This is a genomic window from Flavobacterium aerium (assembly GCF_030766725.1).
In the GTDB taxonomy this organism is placed as follows: Bacteria; Bacteroidota; Bacteroidia; order Flavobacteriales; family Flavobacteriaceae; genus Flavobacterium; species Flavobacterium aerium.
Genome location: NZ_JARQWR010000001.1, coordinates 370,421 through 385,693 on the forward strand (window position 1 = coordinate 370,421; position 15,273 = coordinate 385,693).

13 protein-coding genes, 1 tRNA gene and 1 pseudogene are annotated in these 15,273 nt (G+C 36.1%); 3 read left to right on the plus strand and 12 right to left on the minus strand.

What is annotated here, in order from left to right:
* Nucleotides 1-13 precede the first annotated feature (13 nt).
* Nucleotides 14-505: a hypothetical protein gene (locus tag P6733_RS01775; protein WP_306349863.1), complete on the minus strand. Its 492-nt coding sequence runs from the start codon at nt 503-505 to the stop codon at nt 14-16.
* A gap of 128 nt (nt 506-633) precedes the next feature.
* A complete protein-coding gene (locus tag P6733_RS01780; protein ID WP_306349865.1) occupies nt 634-2,025 on the minus strand; it encodes a dipeptidase in 1,392 nt (463 codons plus the stop codon).
* Between the two features lie 136 nt (nt 2,026-2,161).
* Between P6733_RS01780 and P6733_RS01785 the strand changes: the two genes are divergently transcribed.
* A tRNA-Leu gene (locus P6733_RS01785) sits at nt 2,162-2,243 on the plus strand.
* Nucleotides 2,244-2,769: 526 nt separating this feature from the next.
* Here P6733_RS01785 and P6733_RS01790 read toward each other — a convergent pair.
* The 8 genes and pseudogenes from P6733_RS01790 to P6733_RS01825 all read right to left on the minus strand — a co-directional run.
* A pseudogene (locus P6733_RS01790) lies at nt 2,770-3,759 on the minus strand (recombinase family protein); the annotation flags it as partial.
* Between the two features lie 65 nt (nt 3,760-3,824).
* Nucleotides 3,825-3,995 carry a hypothetical protein gene (locus P6733_RS01795; protein ID WP_306349866.1) on the minus strand — a complete coding sequence of 57 codons (171 nt, stop codon included), beginning with the start codon at nt 3,993-3,995 and terminating at the stop codon, nt 3,825-3,827.
* Nucleotides 3,996-4,359: 364 nt separating this feature from the next.
* Nucleotides 4,360-4,827 (minus strand): hypothetical protein, encoded by a 468-nt coding sequence (locus P6733_RS01800; RefSeq protein WP_306349867.1) that lies wholly within the window; start codon nt 4,825-4,827, stop codon nt 4,360-4,362.
* A 65-nt stretch (nt 4,828-4,892) separates the two neighbouring features.
* Nucleotides 4,893-5,585 (minus strand): hypothetical protein, encoded by a 693-nt coding sequence (locus P6733_RS01805; RefSeq protein WP_306349868.1) that lies wholly within the window; start codon nt 5,583-5,585, stop codon nt 4,893-4,895.
* A gap of 3 nt (nt 5,586-5,588) precedes the next feature.
* Nucleotides 5,589-5,813 (minus strand): hypothetical protein, encoded by a 225-nt coding sequence (locus P6733_RS01810; RefSeq protein ID WP_157509857.1) that lies wholly within the window; start codon nt 5,811-5,813, stop codon nt 5,589-5,591.
* A 231-nt stretch (nt 5,814-6,044) separates the two neighbouring features.
* Nucleotides 6,045-7,118, minus strand: coding sequence for an RHS repeat-associated core domain-containing protein (locus P6733_RS01815; protein WP_306349869.1), 1,074 nt, complete (start codon nt 7,116-7,118; stop codon nt 6,045-6,047).
* A 9-nt stretch (nt 7,119-7,127) separates the two neighbouring features.
* Nucleotides 7,128-8,168, minus strand: coding sequence for a hypothetical protein (locus P6733_RS01820; protein ID WP_306349870.1), 1,041 nt, complete (start codon nt 8,166-8,168; stop codon nt 7,128-7,130).
* Nucleotides 8,168-9,544, minus strand: coding sequence for a hypothetical protein (locus P6733_RS01825; protein WP_306349871.1), 1,377 nt, complete (start codon nt 9,542-9,544; stop codon nt 8,168-8,170). Before P6733_RS01825 ends, P6733_RS01820 begins: the two co-directional genes overlap by 1 nt.
* 62 nt (nt 9,545-9,606) lie before the next feature.
* On the opposite strand from P6733_RS01825, the gene P6733_RS01830 reads away from it, so the two are divergent.
* Entirely contained in the window at nt 9,607-9,828 is a 222-nt protein-coding gene (locus P6733_RS01830; RefSeq protein ID WP_306349872.1) for a helix-turn-helix domain-containing protein, read from the plus strand.
* A gap of 111 nt (nt 9,829-9,939) precedes the next feature.
* Here the strand turns inward: P6733_RS01830 and P6733_RS01835 are convergent, their stop codons facing one another.
* Both P6733_RS01835 and dinB read right to left on the minus strand, forming a co-directional pair.
* Nucleotides 9,940-12,999, minus strand: coding sequence for a DNA polymerase III subunit alpha (locus tag P6733_RS01835; RefSeq protein ID WP_306349873.1), 3,060 nt, complete (start codon nt 12,997-12,999; stop codon nt 9,940-9,942).
* A gap of 3 nt (nt 13,000-13,002) precedes the next feature.
* Nucleotides 13,003-14,184: a DNA polymerase IV gene (gene dinB, locus P6733_RS01840; RefSeq protein ID WP_306349874.1), complete on the minus strand. Its 1,182-nt coding sequence runs from the start codon at nt 14,182-14,184 to the stop codon at nt 13,003-13,005.
* An 85-nt stretch (nt 14,185-14,269) separates the two neighbouring features.
* On the opposite strand from dinB, the gene P6733_RS01845 reads away from it, so the two are divergent.
* Nucleotides 14,270-15,034: an XRE family transcriptional regulator gene (locus P6733_RS01845; RefSeq protein WP_306349875.1), complete on the plus strand. Its 765-nt coding sequence runs from the start codon at nt 14,270-14,272 to the stop codon at nt 15,032-15,034.
* The last annotated feature ends 239 nt before the right edge of the window (nt 15,035-15,273 follow it).

Genomic DNA, 15,273 nt, shown 5'->3' on the forward strand with positions numbered 1-15,273 from the left:
ATTTTTGATCGTTTTATTTAATATTATTTGTATTCGTTTGAGGATTTAAATCCGTGTAATAAACTAATGGTGTAAGCGGTATTTCATTCCTATTAGCATCAAGTTCCCGGACTAATTCTCCTTTGTCGTAAATCATGATACCTGACAATTTACCATTTACATCATATGTTTTCCATTCCCCTGCATAAAACCAATGAAGTCCATCTAGTTTGGTTTTTCCTTTTTTATTTTTTTTCCCTTGTGCATCATAAAAAGTAACAGTACATGACGTTCCGTTGTAGCGCTCCTTTTTTATAAGTTTGCCCTTTTCATAATGACGCCATCTTTTGGTTTCTTCACCCTGACGATAAGAACCTTTGGAAAGATATTCAACACCATCGCGATTTTCTTTTTCAATCCAATAGCCTACTCTTTTTCCATCTTCCATACGGTTTGTGCTACAACTCGTAATAGATAATAATATTAATGCAACTAGAGGTATTTGTATTGCAAGACGATTCTTCATATGCTAAAACTATAATTGTAGATTTGTTTCTACAAATGTAGAATAAAAAATTAATTCTGCAAGTTTTTAACAAAAAAAATCCACTCATTATGAGTGGATTAGATTAAATGTTATGCATTTGCTACTGTTTAGCCTTTATGAAGCTCAGTGAAATATTTGTAGAATAATGGAATAGTTTCGATTCCTTTAAGGTAATTGAATATACCAAAATGTTCGTTAGGCGAATGAATAGCATCGCTGTCTAAACCAAATCCCATTAATATGGTTTTGCTTTTTAATTCTTTTTCAAATAATGCTACGATTGGAATACTACCTCCAGAACGAACAGGAATTGCAGGTACACCAAAAGTATCTTGGTATGCTTTACTGGCAGCTTGATATCCAATGCTATCAATAGGCGTAACATAACCTTGACCACCATGATGTGGTTTTACCACTACACGTACTCCTTTTGGAGCAATGCTTTCAAAGTGTTTAGTAAATAGTTCTGTAATTACTTTCCAATCCTGATTAGGAACTAAACGCATAGAGATTTTAGCAAAAGCTTTGCTAGCAATTACTGTTTTTGCACCTTCACCAGTATAACCTCCCCAAATTCCGTTTACATCTAATGTAGGACGGATAGAGTTTCTTTCGTTTGTTACATAACCTGCTTCACCATATACATCCTCAATATCCAATGCTTTTTTGTATTTATCCAAAGAGAAAGGTGCTTTAGCCATTTCTGCTCTTTCTGCAGCAGATAATTCTTCTACGTTATCATAAAAACCAGGAATTGTAATATGATTGTTTTCATCATGTAATGAAGCAATCATTTTTGCTAATATATTGATCGGGTTTGCTACTGCGCCACCATATAAACCAGAATGTAAATCACGGTTTGGACCAGTTACTTCAACTTCTACATAACTCAATCCACGTAATCCAGTAGTAATAGAAGGCTGCGTATTGCTAATCATTCCAGTATCTGAAATCAAGATTACATCATTTTTTAGTTTTTCCTGGTTGCGTTCTACGAACCATCCTAAACTAACAGATCCTACTTCTTCTTCACCTTCAATCATGAATTTCACATTACAAGGCAACTCATTATTTTGAACCATGTATTCTAATGCCTTTACGTGCATATACATTTGTCCTTTATCATCACAAGCTCCACGAGCAAAGATGGCACCTTCTGGGTGAATTTCAGTTTTCTTAATAATTGGTTCAAATGGACCACTTTCCCATAACTCTAATGGATCAGCTGGTTGCACATCATAGTGACCGTATACCAATACAGTAGGTAATTTAGGATCGATCATTTTTTCTCCATATACAATTGGATAACCAGGTGTTTCGCAAATTTCAACGAAATCACAACCCGCTTTTTCAAGGCTCTTTTTTACCGCATTAGCAGTATCAATCACATCTTGAGCATAAGCAGAGTCAGCACTAACAGAAGGGATTTTTAATAATTCGACTAATTCATTGATGAATCTTTCTTTGTTTTCTTGTATGTAAGCAGCAATATTATTCATGGTATTCATGCGTTATTTATGTGTAGGTCAAAAATACAAAAAAAATGATTTAATTTTTTTTGATAAAATAGTTTGTGAATTGGAAGATATTAGTATATTTGCACCTCCTAATGAAACAATACGTTGTTTTAGTCCTGCGGGTGTGGTGAAATTGGTAGACATGCCAGACTTAGGATCTGGTGCTTCACGGCGTGTAGGTTCGAGTCCTATCACCCGCACCTCTTGGGACAAGTCATCAAATGATTGACTTGTCCCTTTTTTTTTAGAACATAACTTCTTGTTTATCAATATCATAAGAGATAAAGCTTCATTGACACGGGTGGTTCGAAAGTTAAATCCGTCATATATCAATTTTTCTGGGAACATCGAACCAATTATTTTTCTTTGCTGTATAACATTACCATTTTGGTATAAATTATCAAGGTGAGAAATATTTGAACTTGCCAGTTCCAGAAGCGGCTCTACATTGACAACTGGGACTAACTTACCGGTTAATTCAGCCTCACTTCTAAGGATTCTTTTATCTATATCAGCTTTTATTGTCCGATAGTCATCGGCTTCGATATCTCCGGAAAGAAGCAAATCACGTGCTTTGGATAAACGATTATTTGCATCTTCCAACTGTGCTTTTAATTCTAGAACTCGTGAGTTTTGTCCTTGCATTCTACTTTTAAAGACCGATGAAATTGTATCTCTATACAATCTCAATGCTGGTAAGGGTCTGACATACCTTTTAATTTCATCAACAATAGTTTCGTTTACTAATTCAGCTTTAAACCTTACTCCGCACGATGATGTACAATGATAATAACGATAATATTGGTTACGCCCTTTTGAGGCACTTCCTGTTAATAATTTTCCACACTCAGGACAAAGTAAGAACCCTCTTAGAGGCAGGTGGCTATCTACAAATATTTTAGTTCTCATTATTTTTTTTCGGCCGTCTAAAATATCCTGAACATCGTAATATAGTTCTTCAGATATCAAAGGTTCATGCTGACCAGGCGCCATATAGCTTTCTTCATCTTTATGTTTTGGAATAAATATTTTACCACAATACATTGGATTTCGAATTGTATGCCAAAAATTACTCTTGCTAGATTTTAAGCCTTTTTCTCTCACAGTTTTCCATATCTGTTCCGTATTTAAGTTTCCACGGCCAAGCTCTGTAAATGCCCATTTCATAATTTTGGCTTCATCTTCTTTAATGGCAATATATTTTTTGCCATCTTCTGAAACCTTATTAGTATATCCTAATGGCGCCAATCCCATGTATCGGCCTTCCTTTTTAGCCCTACGCATTCCATGGAAAACATTTAATGCTCTACGGTCGTTTTCCACTTCCGGAGCAGCGAGGTAAAATGCGAGCATCATTTTGTTTTCAGGTATGGAAAGATCTAAAGGCTGTTCAACAGCTTGCGGTTCAACACCCAGCCTGCGCAACGTACTTATCATTTGGTAAGCGTCGCCCGCATTTCTGCTAAATCTGTCCCATTTCGTAAATAGTATCAGGTCAGATTTTCCCTTATGTTTTCGTAATTCTAGCAGTAATGTATTCCACGAAGGTCTTTTAAAAGTCTTAGCCGAATGATCTTCGTAGACTACTTTACGTACTTGTAAATTATTAATTTCACAATATTTACGTAAACGCTCTTCTTGGTCTCGTTGTGAATAACCTTTATCCGCCTGCTCATCGGTACTTACCCTGATATATAAATCTGCTATTTTCATCATTCCAAAATTTAAGTCTGCTAAACTCGTAAGCTAAACATCTATTTAACAATATTATATCTACAAAATTACAAAGAATCATTCGGATTTAAATATTGATCAACAACTATTTCACTCATTAAATAAAGAAAATCTAATATAATTTTGGCTTCCTCAATAGTAACATCTATCCCATCTTCACCTAAAAGCAGTTTTGCTTTTTCTGGACTTATTTCATCTGTTGTATTATCCTTCATCATTTACCTCGCTTAGCTTGTTAAGTGATGCGAAGCTCGGAAGCATTTATTTCAATTGTAAAAAAGCGGTAGACAGAGTAATTCTTTGGCAGTCGATGTCCGGTTTAAGCGTTAAATTTATTTAGGTAAATTTTCCAGATTTTGGATTGGTATAATAAGTACTTAAATACATTATCTGTAAAAATATATTCTTACAAGTCATTTAAATATTTTAGTTGTCATAGAAAACTGCGCAAGTTGCATGTAACAAATATCAGAGTTGATATTATCGCGCAGATTTCTTTCCAAAGTAATTTCATGTGAATATTCAATTAAGTCTTACGATAACCAAAAATAGTAGTTAGCAGATACCACTATTGCCAAATAGCTATTTTTTCCTAACTCGTAGCATTTGTCCTGTGGAGTACTTCAACTCAAAAGTATATTCCTTGCCTTTTAATGATTCCAGTTTTCTGTATTTTTTCTTATTGGTGTTATAAATATTTAAGATAAGGTATGGTTGTTCAAACCAAATTTTCCCCATCTCAATTTCATAATTCATAACTTTCTGTTGACCTTTCAAATATTCGTAGTAGTCAAATTTTAAGAGGATTGTCCCTTTAAACTGCATGATTTCATCGTAATCTGTTTGATTCATGGACAAATTGCCAGGATAATAATTGAAGTGAATAGTTCTTAGATTATTATTTCCTTGGCTTAAGATAATTGTACTATTCGCTAGTGCCAATGCTATATCTTCATCCACTGCAATAATAAAATTACAGGCTCTTTTGGAATCTTGTGCCGATGCCACTTGACCAAGCAAAAAAACCAAAATCAAAAGTAATTTTTTCATGCGTTAATTTTTATACGTTCTGGATTGCTGATAAAAACTTACAGTACCACCATTTGACAACTATCTTATTTTTTCTTTTTTTTACCCTTTTCCGGTAAGATATAATATTCTAGGAGTTTGCCGATTTCAAAAATTTCAGCAAAACAATCATTTTGTCCAATTGCGAGAATAGAGGTTTTATCAATGGCGGCTATGATTTCAAATGCTCTTCGAGGATGATCCTCATAGGCATTTTCAGAATTCACATGAATGAAATTTTTTAAATTGAATGCTGGAATCGTGTCCACAATAACTGTTTCAGTTAATTCTTTACCATTGTAAATAATATTTGCTTCCAATGTTGGAACTAATTTTATGTGCTGTATCGTGTCATTTCGTTGACCTATATAAATATGAACATCACTTTTACCTCCAGTCCAACCTCCAGACACAGTACCTTTTATTGAAATAGTCTTTTTTTCTAGATTTAGAAGAATAAGTTGTGGATTTAAGTGTAAAGTGTCCGCAACATGTTCATTTGGCAAATCCATTTCTTTTTTTGTTTCGGTGTTTACCAAAATAGTCTTTAAATTCAAATTGCGGCTACTGGTAAAATTCGGTATTTTTCCATCTTCAAAAAAACTGCCACTATATTCGTAAAGAAATCGATCGACTCTCACTTTGAATAACTCCGATGAAGTAATCTGAATATCGCTAGAGTTTGTCTGTGCAGACAAATTATTAATGGCAACTAAAAATAAAATAGAAAAGATTTTCATCAATTATATTTTTATATAATTTAATCCTTTAAGATTTTTAGAGCTAAACAAATCGTTAATAGAGTCTCTTTCAATACAAATCGTTGTTTTCTCGTCAAAACCCAAACAAGTAACATGAGGAGTTTGCGATGGTGAAACGTTTATACCGCCTATCATAATTTTTTCGTTCCAAATTGAGTGAAGCGAAAATTTATAATCAGTATTAATTTTAATTCTATTATTACGCATAGCACTTTCCTTTTTTGAGACAATCTTAAACCATCTGTTATCCCTTTTAGCATAAATAAGATAGTAATTGTTAATTGAATCAATCTTGCGAACTGTAAAAATGGAGTCCGATTTGGCAGTAGTTGTGAATTGATCGGATTTCTTAGAACTAATTTTTTGAGCGCATGATGCGAGATAACAAAAAGTCACGAGGATTAATATTGAGAAAAAGCGAAAATATGTTTTCATAGTTTATGGATAAGTCATTATAGTTTGTGGAGCTCTTGTGCCTTGTTGAACAGTATAATCAACCCGAGTAGCTCCTGTAAATGGAGATTGAAGTTGATTACCTTGCGCATCATAAACATTTTGATTAACTGCCATATTTTGTGGAGTTGCGGCGTTATGTGCCCGCATATATACACTGCTTGGATTAGCTGCGTCAGCATTCGTCGCTGGACCAACAGAAGTTCCAGAAGCTTGTGTAATCAATGCACCCTGATAAGATTCAGTGACCTCGTGGAGTGTAAGTGATCCAGATGTTCCAAAATAATTGTCGGCGCTAGATAGAACGCCAGGGTTGATTTCCTGTTGCGTACTAACTGTATTTCCGCCTCCTAATAAAGGATCACCAGCAGTTACCGTATTGCCCATGAAAGCTCCACCAATATACAGGTTTCCTGTTGATGTTGTTTTAGTGTTTTCTGCTACGACATTTACTGTAATAGATTGACTATCTACAGCATTTACTAATTGTGCTGCACCTGCTGTAAGCGGGCCGGTACCAGTTTGGGTGTAACTAACTTTGCCGGCGGAATTCATCGATAATGTTAATTGTCCTTGCACTGAATTTTGTAATTCTTGCAAGGCCGCCTGGCTTTGCGTACCCGTTATAATGACTTCATCCGGAGCCATTCCTGTTGGATCGTTGAATCTTAGTGGATTATTAAAAACAAAGGAGTATGGAGACCAATTTGTAAACTCCTCACTTAATGGGTCAGGAGAAAGCCATCTGCTTGGCATATCGCCTGTAGGTCTTGCATATATCCCGTTTATTGTATCTGGTGCAGCATTGCCTACAATTTCTTTTTTATCTACATGAAAACGAATCGAACCAATTGTAACGATACTGTCAAGGTCATGGACTTCTAGATATTTGCCTTTGCTCAATGTAGCCACTTTAGCTTTATACCCGAATTGCTTAAAGGGATTTGCTGCATCAATATTCTTTTGCCTTCGGGCTTGTTCTTCTTTTGAGAGCTTCTCTTGGGCAGACATTGTTCCCACTGCCAAAAGGAGAAAAATTAAATAATAGAGTTTTCTCATTGTGTTGGTTTATTGCTTGTTAAAGGTATTCAATTTTTTGTTTTCGTACTTATCCCTTTCAGTTTTTAATGAACTGAGCCAGTTCAAATACATTTCTTCCGGCATAAAGCGGTAGCCTATCTCATGGATGTGAGCGTACTCTATTTCCAATAACTTAAAATCTGCATTTGCCTTTTGGGCGTCTGCCTCATTTTCTACTCGTTTTTTATGGAGCTCTGCCTTTAGTATTAAAGCAGTAGCAAAATTTGGATAAGCAGCTACGGCAGCATCGGCACATTTCATCAGGAACACTCCGTCATTTTCAGGAAAGGATTTTTGATAAGCGTTAGCTAAATCAATAATGAGAAGAGCAATACTCTCATTATTGTTTAGTGCTTTCATATACACGCCATTTCTTATAGCATCTAGATGTATGAAACCCGACGCCATGAGCCATGAATCATTTGGAAAAATCCCGCTTGTCAGTTCCGTATTATACCATCCATTTTTTTTATTTTGGTGCTTTATATACACATGGTTAGGAGCTAAAGCAAGTTGCGCCGTCGTTCCCTGTTCCTCGCACAAAATCTTATATAAATAAGGTAATGAATGGCAATTCCCTTTTCGGCTATTAAGTAGCTTTGAAACAAACATGTTAGATATTTCTTCATTGCCAAATACATCGTTAAAATCGTATTTGAATGGAATGTAATTATACTCCTTATTATTTATAATAATTGGAATACTATCACACATGACCTGATAAGCAGCAGCCCATTTATTTACGTCTTTTTTATCATTTTCTACGTATGCTAAAAACCTATTTTCTACGAGAGAGTTGCACAAGACAGTAAGGGTGCGGATTTCTTTGTCAACTTTAGCTATATCCAATGTACCATTCAAATAGGCATTTTCGACTGATAGCACTGCCTGTTTAAAATTATATTTACTACCATCGACCAGCATACTATTGAGAGTAATAAAACTGTCCATATAAAGCGTCTCCTGACTCTGTGCTTTTACAGAAACAGAAAATATCAAATAAAATATTATTACTAAATTTATTTTCATTAATTCTTTAATTGTTTTGTTGACTTAATTATTGCACCCTTAAATTGTTTTTCAATAGCCTTGTTTTCTTCCCTTTGTTTTTCACCCTTCATGGATTGAAGCCACTTCTGATATTCTTCCGGTGGCATGTTTTCGTATCCTAAATTATCAATAACTGCATATTGCTTTTGCATTTCTTTAAGAAGTTCCACTGCTTTAGGATAATTGAGAATCCTTTCACGTTCCTTAGCATCAGAAATATTTATTCCTAATTGCTGCACTACATATTTCACGCGTACAGTAGCAAGATTTGCATTAATCATATTTGCTGATATGCTATTAGGATACAATTCCAGTGCCTTGTCGATAACGCTTTGAGCAAATTCATCATACCCGAATTTATGAATATAGCCTTCTGCTAAATCTGAAAAGTGTTTTGATAGTAGCTCCTTTTTTGATAAATTTTCCATATAAATCTTATTCTGTAGGGCTTCCGACTTGATATAACCAGATTGAGAGATATAAGATTCTGTTGAAAACATTCCGTTGGTCAATTCAATGTTATACCATTTTCCGCGATCATCAGGAAAGCGTATATATGAATGATTCGGTGATAGAGACAAATAAGCTTCCGCACCAATTTCTTCTGCAAGAATAAGGTATAATAGAGGCAATGAATGACACTGTCCAGAACCTGTGGAAATGAGTTTGGACACAAACATCTTTGAATAATCTTTAACACCCATATAATCTTCAAAATCGTATTTGAAAGGCAAATGCGTTTGTTTCCCTAATTTCATTTCTTCCGAAAAAAACTGAAACAGTATATAGTTTTTTGCTGAATTGCTATTTTGGTCATATTTTAATTCTTTCATTTTAGCAGTCAGAAATTCTCCAGTATGATGTATAATTTGGTCAAATTGGGACTTATCTGCTTTGTTGTTGAAATAGGCATTTTCAATATCAAAATTTACACCTTTTACGGAAAAATTATTTACGTCCAGCGTAAGCATCTTATCAAAAAGAATCTTATATGCGGATGTACCCTCTATGTTTGATTTAGATGGTAAATCGTAATGAATTTCAGATCGTAGCTCATCTATGTCAGATTTCATACTGTACAAAGTCTCTTGACGAAGCTTTTCATGCTGATCTACTTCGTTCATGATACGCTTATTCTGCTGTTGCTGATACGTATTACCAGATGATGTTGAATAATTTGACGTAGGTATAATAAAATTATCCATACTCGGTGAAATAAGAGTTGGAAGAGTTGGTTGAATTACGGGCAAATCTGTCTTGGGTACAGATTGACCAGAAGCTTGTGCTGTATAAAGAAAAACGCAAAAGGCTATCTTAATAAGCTTGTAAATTTCTAAAAGATTATTATTTCTCACTTTATCCCTAACTTGGACGTACGTCCTATAGTATTTATTATTAGAACTCTGAATTTTGTCCTGTGAGGGACAAAGACAAAGAATATTTACAAAATTTTGGAGCCAACCTTAAGAAAATTCGCGAAGACAAAGGCTTTACTCAAGCCCAGCTTGCTATTGACAGCGATTTGGATATCTCCTATATCAGCCGTATTGAAAACGGCAGGATTAGTCCGTCCCTAATCTATCTCACACATCTTGCTGAAGCGCTTGGCGTGGATATGAAACAGCTAATTAGCTTTTAGTAGGTAAGACTTTTCCGAAGCGAACATACAAAATATTTTTTCTATATCCTTACGGAAAAACCTCAAAAAGTGAAAACAAGTATTTTTACGTGGTTTCTTTACTGATCATCTTCAGGCACTTCCCATTTTATGTCGTGGCAGACCTATCTCATGCTCCTGAGGGTATGGCGCTCTCTGGGTCATGCTTATATCCTCGCGGATATTTCTATGTGCATCGTATTGTTTTTCGCTACTTTCAGAATACCTTGGATCTGGTATAAAAGGCATTTTAGCCATCTTGGTTACTGTTATCGTAGGAAAGTGATAATCGACCTCCACATTTCCTAGCAGCAGATAACATCCTCCTCCTTCAAAGGGATATTCTTTAAGGCTGCCAGTAAAATGAGCCGTATCAAACAGTTCTCCCTCTACATCTATCCATGTTCCAAAAAACATTGCGCCCATCTTTGTAGGAACGTGCTTTCGAGAGATCAAATAAGCCAGCATTTTTACCGTTTTTTTGTGATGTTGTAATAAGTCTTTTGCCATTACATCGCCTCGAAATTTTGTTTGTAGCAGATCGAAAGGCGTGCACGAAACAGGAAAGCTTAATAATTCAATTTCATCGAAAGCATCTTCAAATCTTGAACGCTCCAAAACCGGGAGGTTGTATTCCTTTACTGGTTCCTGAAGAAGCATCAAACTGCGATTTTCAGGTTTGAAATTAACCATTATCAGCCTTGCAATGACTAATAACTGGTTCTTTGTTTTTCCTGTGAAACGGAATGCTCCGATAAATATTAATATTTGGATTCCTTCGATGCCAATCGGTATTCTATTTATAAAATCTTCCAGTGATTTATATTCTCCATTTAATTGACGCTCGTTAACTATGTGCTCTGCTACTTTGGTTTCCAATCCTTCAAGATGCATAAACCCAAGGTAGACGTCGATACCATAAAGTGTAGTTTCATATTCGCTTTTATTTACACATGGATTATGTATTACGGCACCTGACATCCGGGCTTCATGCACATATACTTCAGTTCTGTAAAAACCTCCTTGGTTATTAATAACCGCAACCATAAATTCAATTGGATAATGTACTTTAAGATATAAGCTCTGATAGCTTTCAACTGCATAAGATGCTGAGTGTGCCTTACAGAAAGAATATCCGGCAAACGATTCGATCTGGCGATAAATTTCCTGACTAAGTTCCAAAGGATGGCCTTGACGCTCACAGCATTCAAAAAAGTTATCTTTTACTTTCTGAAGGGCGGATTTTGACCTCCCTTTTCCGCTCATTGCCCTGCGCAATATATCCCCATCTGCAGCAGGAAGTCCTCCATAATGAAGGGCTATCTTTATTACGTCTTCTTGGTAAACCATTATGCCATACGTCTCACCGAGTTGCTCCTTAAATACTTCATGGAAGTACTCAAATTGTGTCGGGTTGTTATGCCTGAAAATATATTCCTTCATCATTCCACTTTGGGCAACGCCAGGACGGATAATGGACGATGCGGCCACAAGGATCTTGTAGTTATTACATTGTAGTCTTCGGAGAAGCCCGCGCATTGCGGGACTTTCAATATAAAAACAGCCGATAGTTTTACCACGACCTAAATATTGATTGCACAAAACCTCATTTTTAGAAAGCGAAGTATCCCTAATATCGACATTGATGCCACGGTTCTTAAGTATCAGCTTGACACTATCATCAATATGCCCTATTCCGCGCTGGCTCAAAATATCGAATTTTTCAAAACCAATATCTTCAGCAACATGCATATCGAACAGTGCGATTGGAAATCCTTTTGGTGGCATTTCCAGCACTGTAAAATTTGTAATAGGTTCTTCAGAAATCAGTATTCCACATGAATGCATACTTCTCTGATTGGGATACTTTTCAAGCATCATTCCGTATTCCTGAACCATCCTCACCACCTTATTATTATCGTGTAGTTCCAGCGGGTTTTTAGCAAGGGCATCAAGTTCCTCTTTTGGCAGTCCAAATACTTTTCCAACTTCTCTGAATATTGACCGATATTTAAACTCAACATTGGTGCCGCAGAAAGCAACGTGCTCGACTCCGTAACGGTTGAAGATATATTCTAATATTATATCACGTTCTTTCCATGACCAGTCAATGTCGAAATCTGGCGGGCTTTTTCGGTTTACATTTAGAAAGCGCTCAAAATACAAATCCAGTTCGATAGGACAGATATCAGTAATGCCTAGACAATAGGCGATAATGCTGTTAGCTCCGCTGCCCCTTCCTATGTGTAAAAAGCCCATACTGATACTATACCTAATAATATCCCATGTTATGAGAAAATAACCACTGAACTCCAATTCTTCAATGACTTTTAGCTCTTTGTCAACACGCTGTTTTGCAATAATATTATTAGTACCATATTTTTTGATCATTCCTTCCTGGGCTAGTTCTCTCAACCGTTGCATATCCTCATCGCGGCTGTTGGTGAAATATTTTTTATTGCGCGGGATTCCGAATTCATATTCAAAATTGCACCTTTCAATTATGTTTTGGGTATTATGAATAATAGTAGGATAGAGCGTATATTTTTCCAATAATTCTGAGAGGGGCAGCATTGTTTCTGAATCATTACAATAATCCTCCGTAGTTAATTTTGACCCTATCACGTTTAGATCGACAGCACGTAATATTTTATGAAGGTTATATTCTTTTTTATTCCTAATTGTAACAGGATGAAGTATCATCATTTTATCTAACCTGTTTTTCCATTTTTCTTTATATAATAGAAGAAGTTCATCAGGCTTTATCCCGATGTATTCGTTTTGTTGTAGATTTGCCGGGGCATTGCTTAAAGGATAAATTACGATAACATTCTCGAAAGCCGGCGCAATGACTGGAAGCAGTAAATCTTCAAAATTATGCTTTGTCAAAAATCGGTTCATTTCTCCTAAACCTTCGCGATTTAAGGCAAGACCAATATATCGTAATGTATGCTGGCAGCGAAATTCAATTCCTATGAGGGGCTTTATAGATGCAGCTTGACATAATTTAATAAAATCGTAAATGCCTGTTACCGTATTGATGTCAGTAAGTACCATAGATTCTGCTTTGCATAGAACCCCCAGCTGTACCAATTCGTCAACCGGTATAGTGCCGTAGCGAAGGCTATGAAATGAATGGCAATTGAGGTACATGACTTATTTTTTTCTTTTTAATATTTCATTTTTATTATTGGGCTTGAATGTTGCGCCGCCTCCACGCATTACTGCATCAAAACCATATCGGGTTTTCATTCTGTCCATTGCCTGGTACAACGAAAGCATTTCTTCGGTGTCTTCAAACATATTGATCTGATAAGTACCTCTCACCAGACCGCTGAAACGAATACCAATAAGTCGAAGGCGCATCCTGCGTTGGTAAAGTTTGTTGAAAAGGTCTGTTACATTCTTCATCAGTATATGATCTGCAGAAGTGTACTGAACTCTGCATTGTTTGGTTTCAGTATCGAAATTTGCATAGCGTATTTTAATGACCACCGTTGAGGTAAGCCAGCCTTCAGAACGAAGCTGAAAAGCCAATTTTTCCACCATACCCTGAAGTACTCTTTTGAGTTTGTCGAGATCTATTGTATCCTGCAAAAAAGTATGCTCTGTAGAAATTGATTTACGCTCCGTATACGGTTCAACTGGATTGTTGTCGATACCGTTAGCTTTTTTCCATAACTCGATTCCGTTCTTACCAATCATCTGCTGTAGTACCTCAGCCGGCATTTCAGAAAGTGTCTGGATATTTCTGACGCCTATACGTGATAACAATTGAAAAGTGGCATCACCTACCATCGGTATTTTTCTAATAGATAATGGATTAAGAAAAGGTTTTACCATATCTTCAGGAATTTCAAGATTACCTTTAGGCTTACCTTCTCCGGTTGCAATTTTGGATACAGTTTTATTGACCGATAATGCAAAGCTAATCGGCAAGCCCGTTTCTTTTGTAACGGACTGAGCCAGCTCGTTAGTCCAAACGTATGAACCGTAGAATTTATCCATACCCGTTATATCGAGATAAAATTCATCGATACTGGCTTTCTCCATGACCGGGGCTTTTTCTTCTATAACCTCGGTAACTGCATGTGATAACCGCGAATATAATTCCATGTCACCTTTCATCACTTTTGCCTGCGGACATAAACGCAGCGCCATTTTAATTGGCATCGCTGAGCGTACGCCGAAAGTTCTAGCTTCATAAGAGCATGAAGCAACGACACCCCTTTCTCCTCCGCCAATAATCAGCGGAATACCATTCAATCTTGAATCAGTAAGCCTCTCGCAGGACACAAAAAATGTGTCCAGATCCATGTGCACAATTGCCCTTCCCATAACCTTCATTTTTGTACCAAACAAAATTAGTACAGATTGTAACAAATAAATTATATTTGCTGATACAAATTGTAACAAAAACCACATGTCTTTATTTTCCGACAACATCAGAAGCCTAAGGCTAAAAAAGAAAATTTCGCAGGAAAAAGTCGCTATAAGCCTCCTAATAACACGTGGGAGGTATGCAAAATATGAAGACGGGACTTCAGAAGCCCCCTATGAAATATTGAAAAGAATATCAAAATATTACCAGGTCAGCATTGACATCCTGCTATGTGTTGACGTAAGGAAAGTCAAAATTGATGATTTGGTCAAGCTTGAGGATAACAGGGTTCTATTACCAGTGATAGTGACTAATGATGGTGAAAGTTTTATAGAAATTGTAACTCAAAAAGCTAAGGCGGGGTATATGAATGGATATTCAGATCCGGAATATATCGAAAGCCTGCCGCGTATTTCGCTGCCATTTTTAGGCCCCGGTATTCATAGGGGGTTTACAGTTGATGGGGATTCTATGCCTCCACATGAAGACGGTGATGTTATTATTGCCAAATATATAGAAAGACTTGGCGAAGTAGTTGGCGGCAAGACGTATATTATCATGACTAAAAATGATGGAATTGTCTACAAAAGATTGAATAAAAACAAGAAAAACTTACTGGTAGTCGAATCTGACGAACCTTTCTATAGTCCCTATGAGGTTAAAACATCGGAGATTGAACAGATTTGGGAATTCAAATGTAATCTGGGCAAAAAAGACAAGAAGAGGGCTACCATTATTCCCGGCAGTATTGAAGAAATGTTTATGGAATTAAAGAATGACATTCAAAGACTGGAACGAAAGAGATAAATAGGATACTTGTACTATGAGTTGGCTTATGCAGGCTTTTTTGTTTTTAATTTTTTCTATACAATGCAAAATGGATCGTTTTTTGCAAATTTTGGATCGTTTTTGTCAACAATCCTTCTATTTTATTGTTTTAATTTCGCTTTGTAAAACACTTACACAGTGATAATTGCACATTAATAACCTGCATATGTCAAGCTGGTTTGGCATATCTTCAAGTCAGATTGTAAAACACTGTAAAG

Excerpts from the sequence above, each read along its gene's own strand:
- P6733_RS01800 (WP_306349867.1), bottom strand. The coding sequence starts at position 4,827 with ATGAAAAAATTACTTTTGATTTTGGTTTTTTTGCTTGGTCAAGTGGCA.
- P6733_RS01845 (WP_306349875.1), top strand. The coding sequence starts at position 14,270 with ATGTCTTTATTTTCCGACAACATCAGAAGCCTAAGGCTAAAAAAGAAA.
- P6733_RS01805 (WP_306349868.1), bottom strand. The coding sequence starts at position 5,585 with ATGAAAATCTTTTCTATTTTATTTTTAGTTGCCATTAATAATTTGTCT.
- P6733_RS01780 (WP_306349865.1), bottom strand. The coding sequence starts at position 2,025 with ATGAATAATATTGCTGCTTACATACAAGAAAACAAAGAAAGATTCATC.
- P6733_RS01835 (WP_306349873.1), bottom strand. The coding sequence starts at position 12,999 with ATGTACCTCAATTGCCATTCATTTCATAGCCTTCGCTACGGCACTATA.
- P6733_RS01810 (WP_157509857.1), bottom strand. The coding sequence starts at position 5,813 with ATGCGTAATAATAGAATTAAAATTAATACTGATTATAAATTTTCGCTT.
- P6733_RS01795 (WP_306349866.1), bottom strand. The coding sequence starts at position 3,995 with ATGATGAAGGATAATACAACAGATGAAATAAGTCCAGAAAAAGCAAAA.
- dinB (WP_306349874.1), bottom strand. The coding sequence starts at position 14,184 with ATGGGAAGGGCAATTGTGCACATGGATCTGGACACATTTTTTGTGTCC.
- P6733_RS01820 (WP_306349870.1), bottom strand. The coding sequence starts at position 8,168 with ATGAAAATAAATTTAGTAATAATATTTTATTTGATATTTTCTGTTTCT.
- P6733_RS01815 (WP_306349869.1), bottom strand. The coding sequence starts at position 7,118 with ATGAGAAAACTCTATTATTTAATTTTTCTCCTTTTGGCAGTGGGAACA.
- P6733_RS01775 (WP_306349863.1), bottom strand. The coding sequence starts at position 505 with ATGAAGAATCGTCTTGCAATACAAATACCTCTAGTTGCATTAATATTA.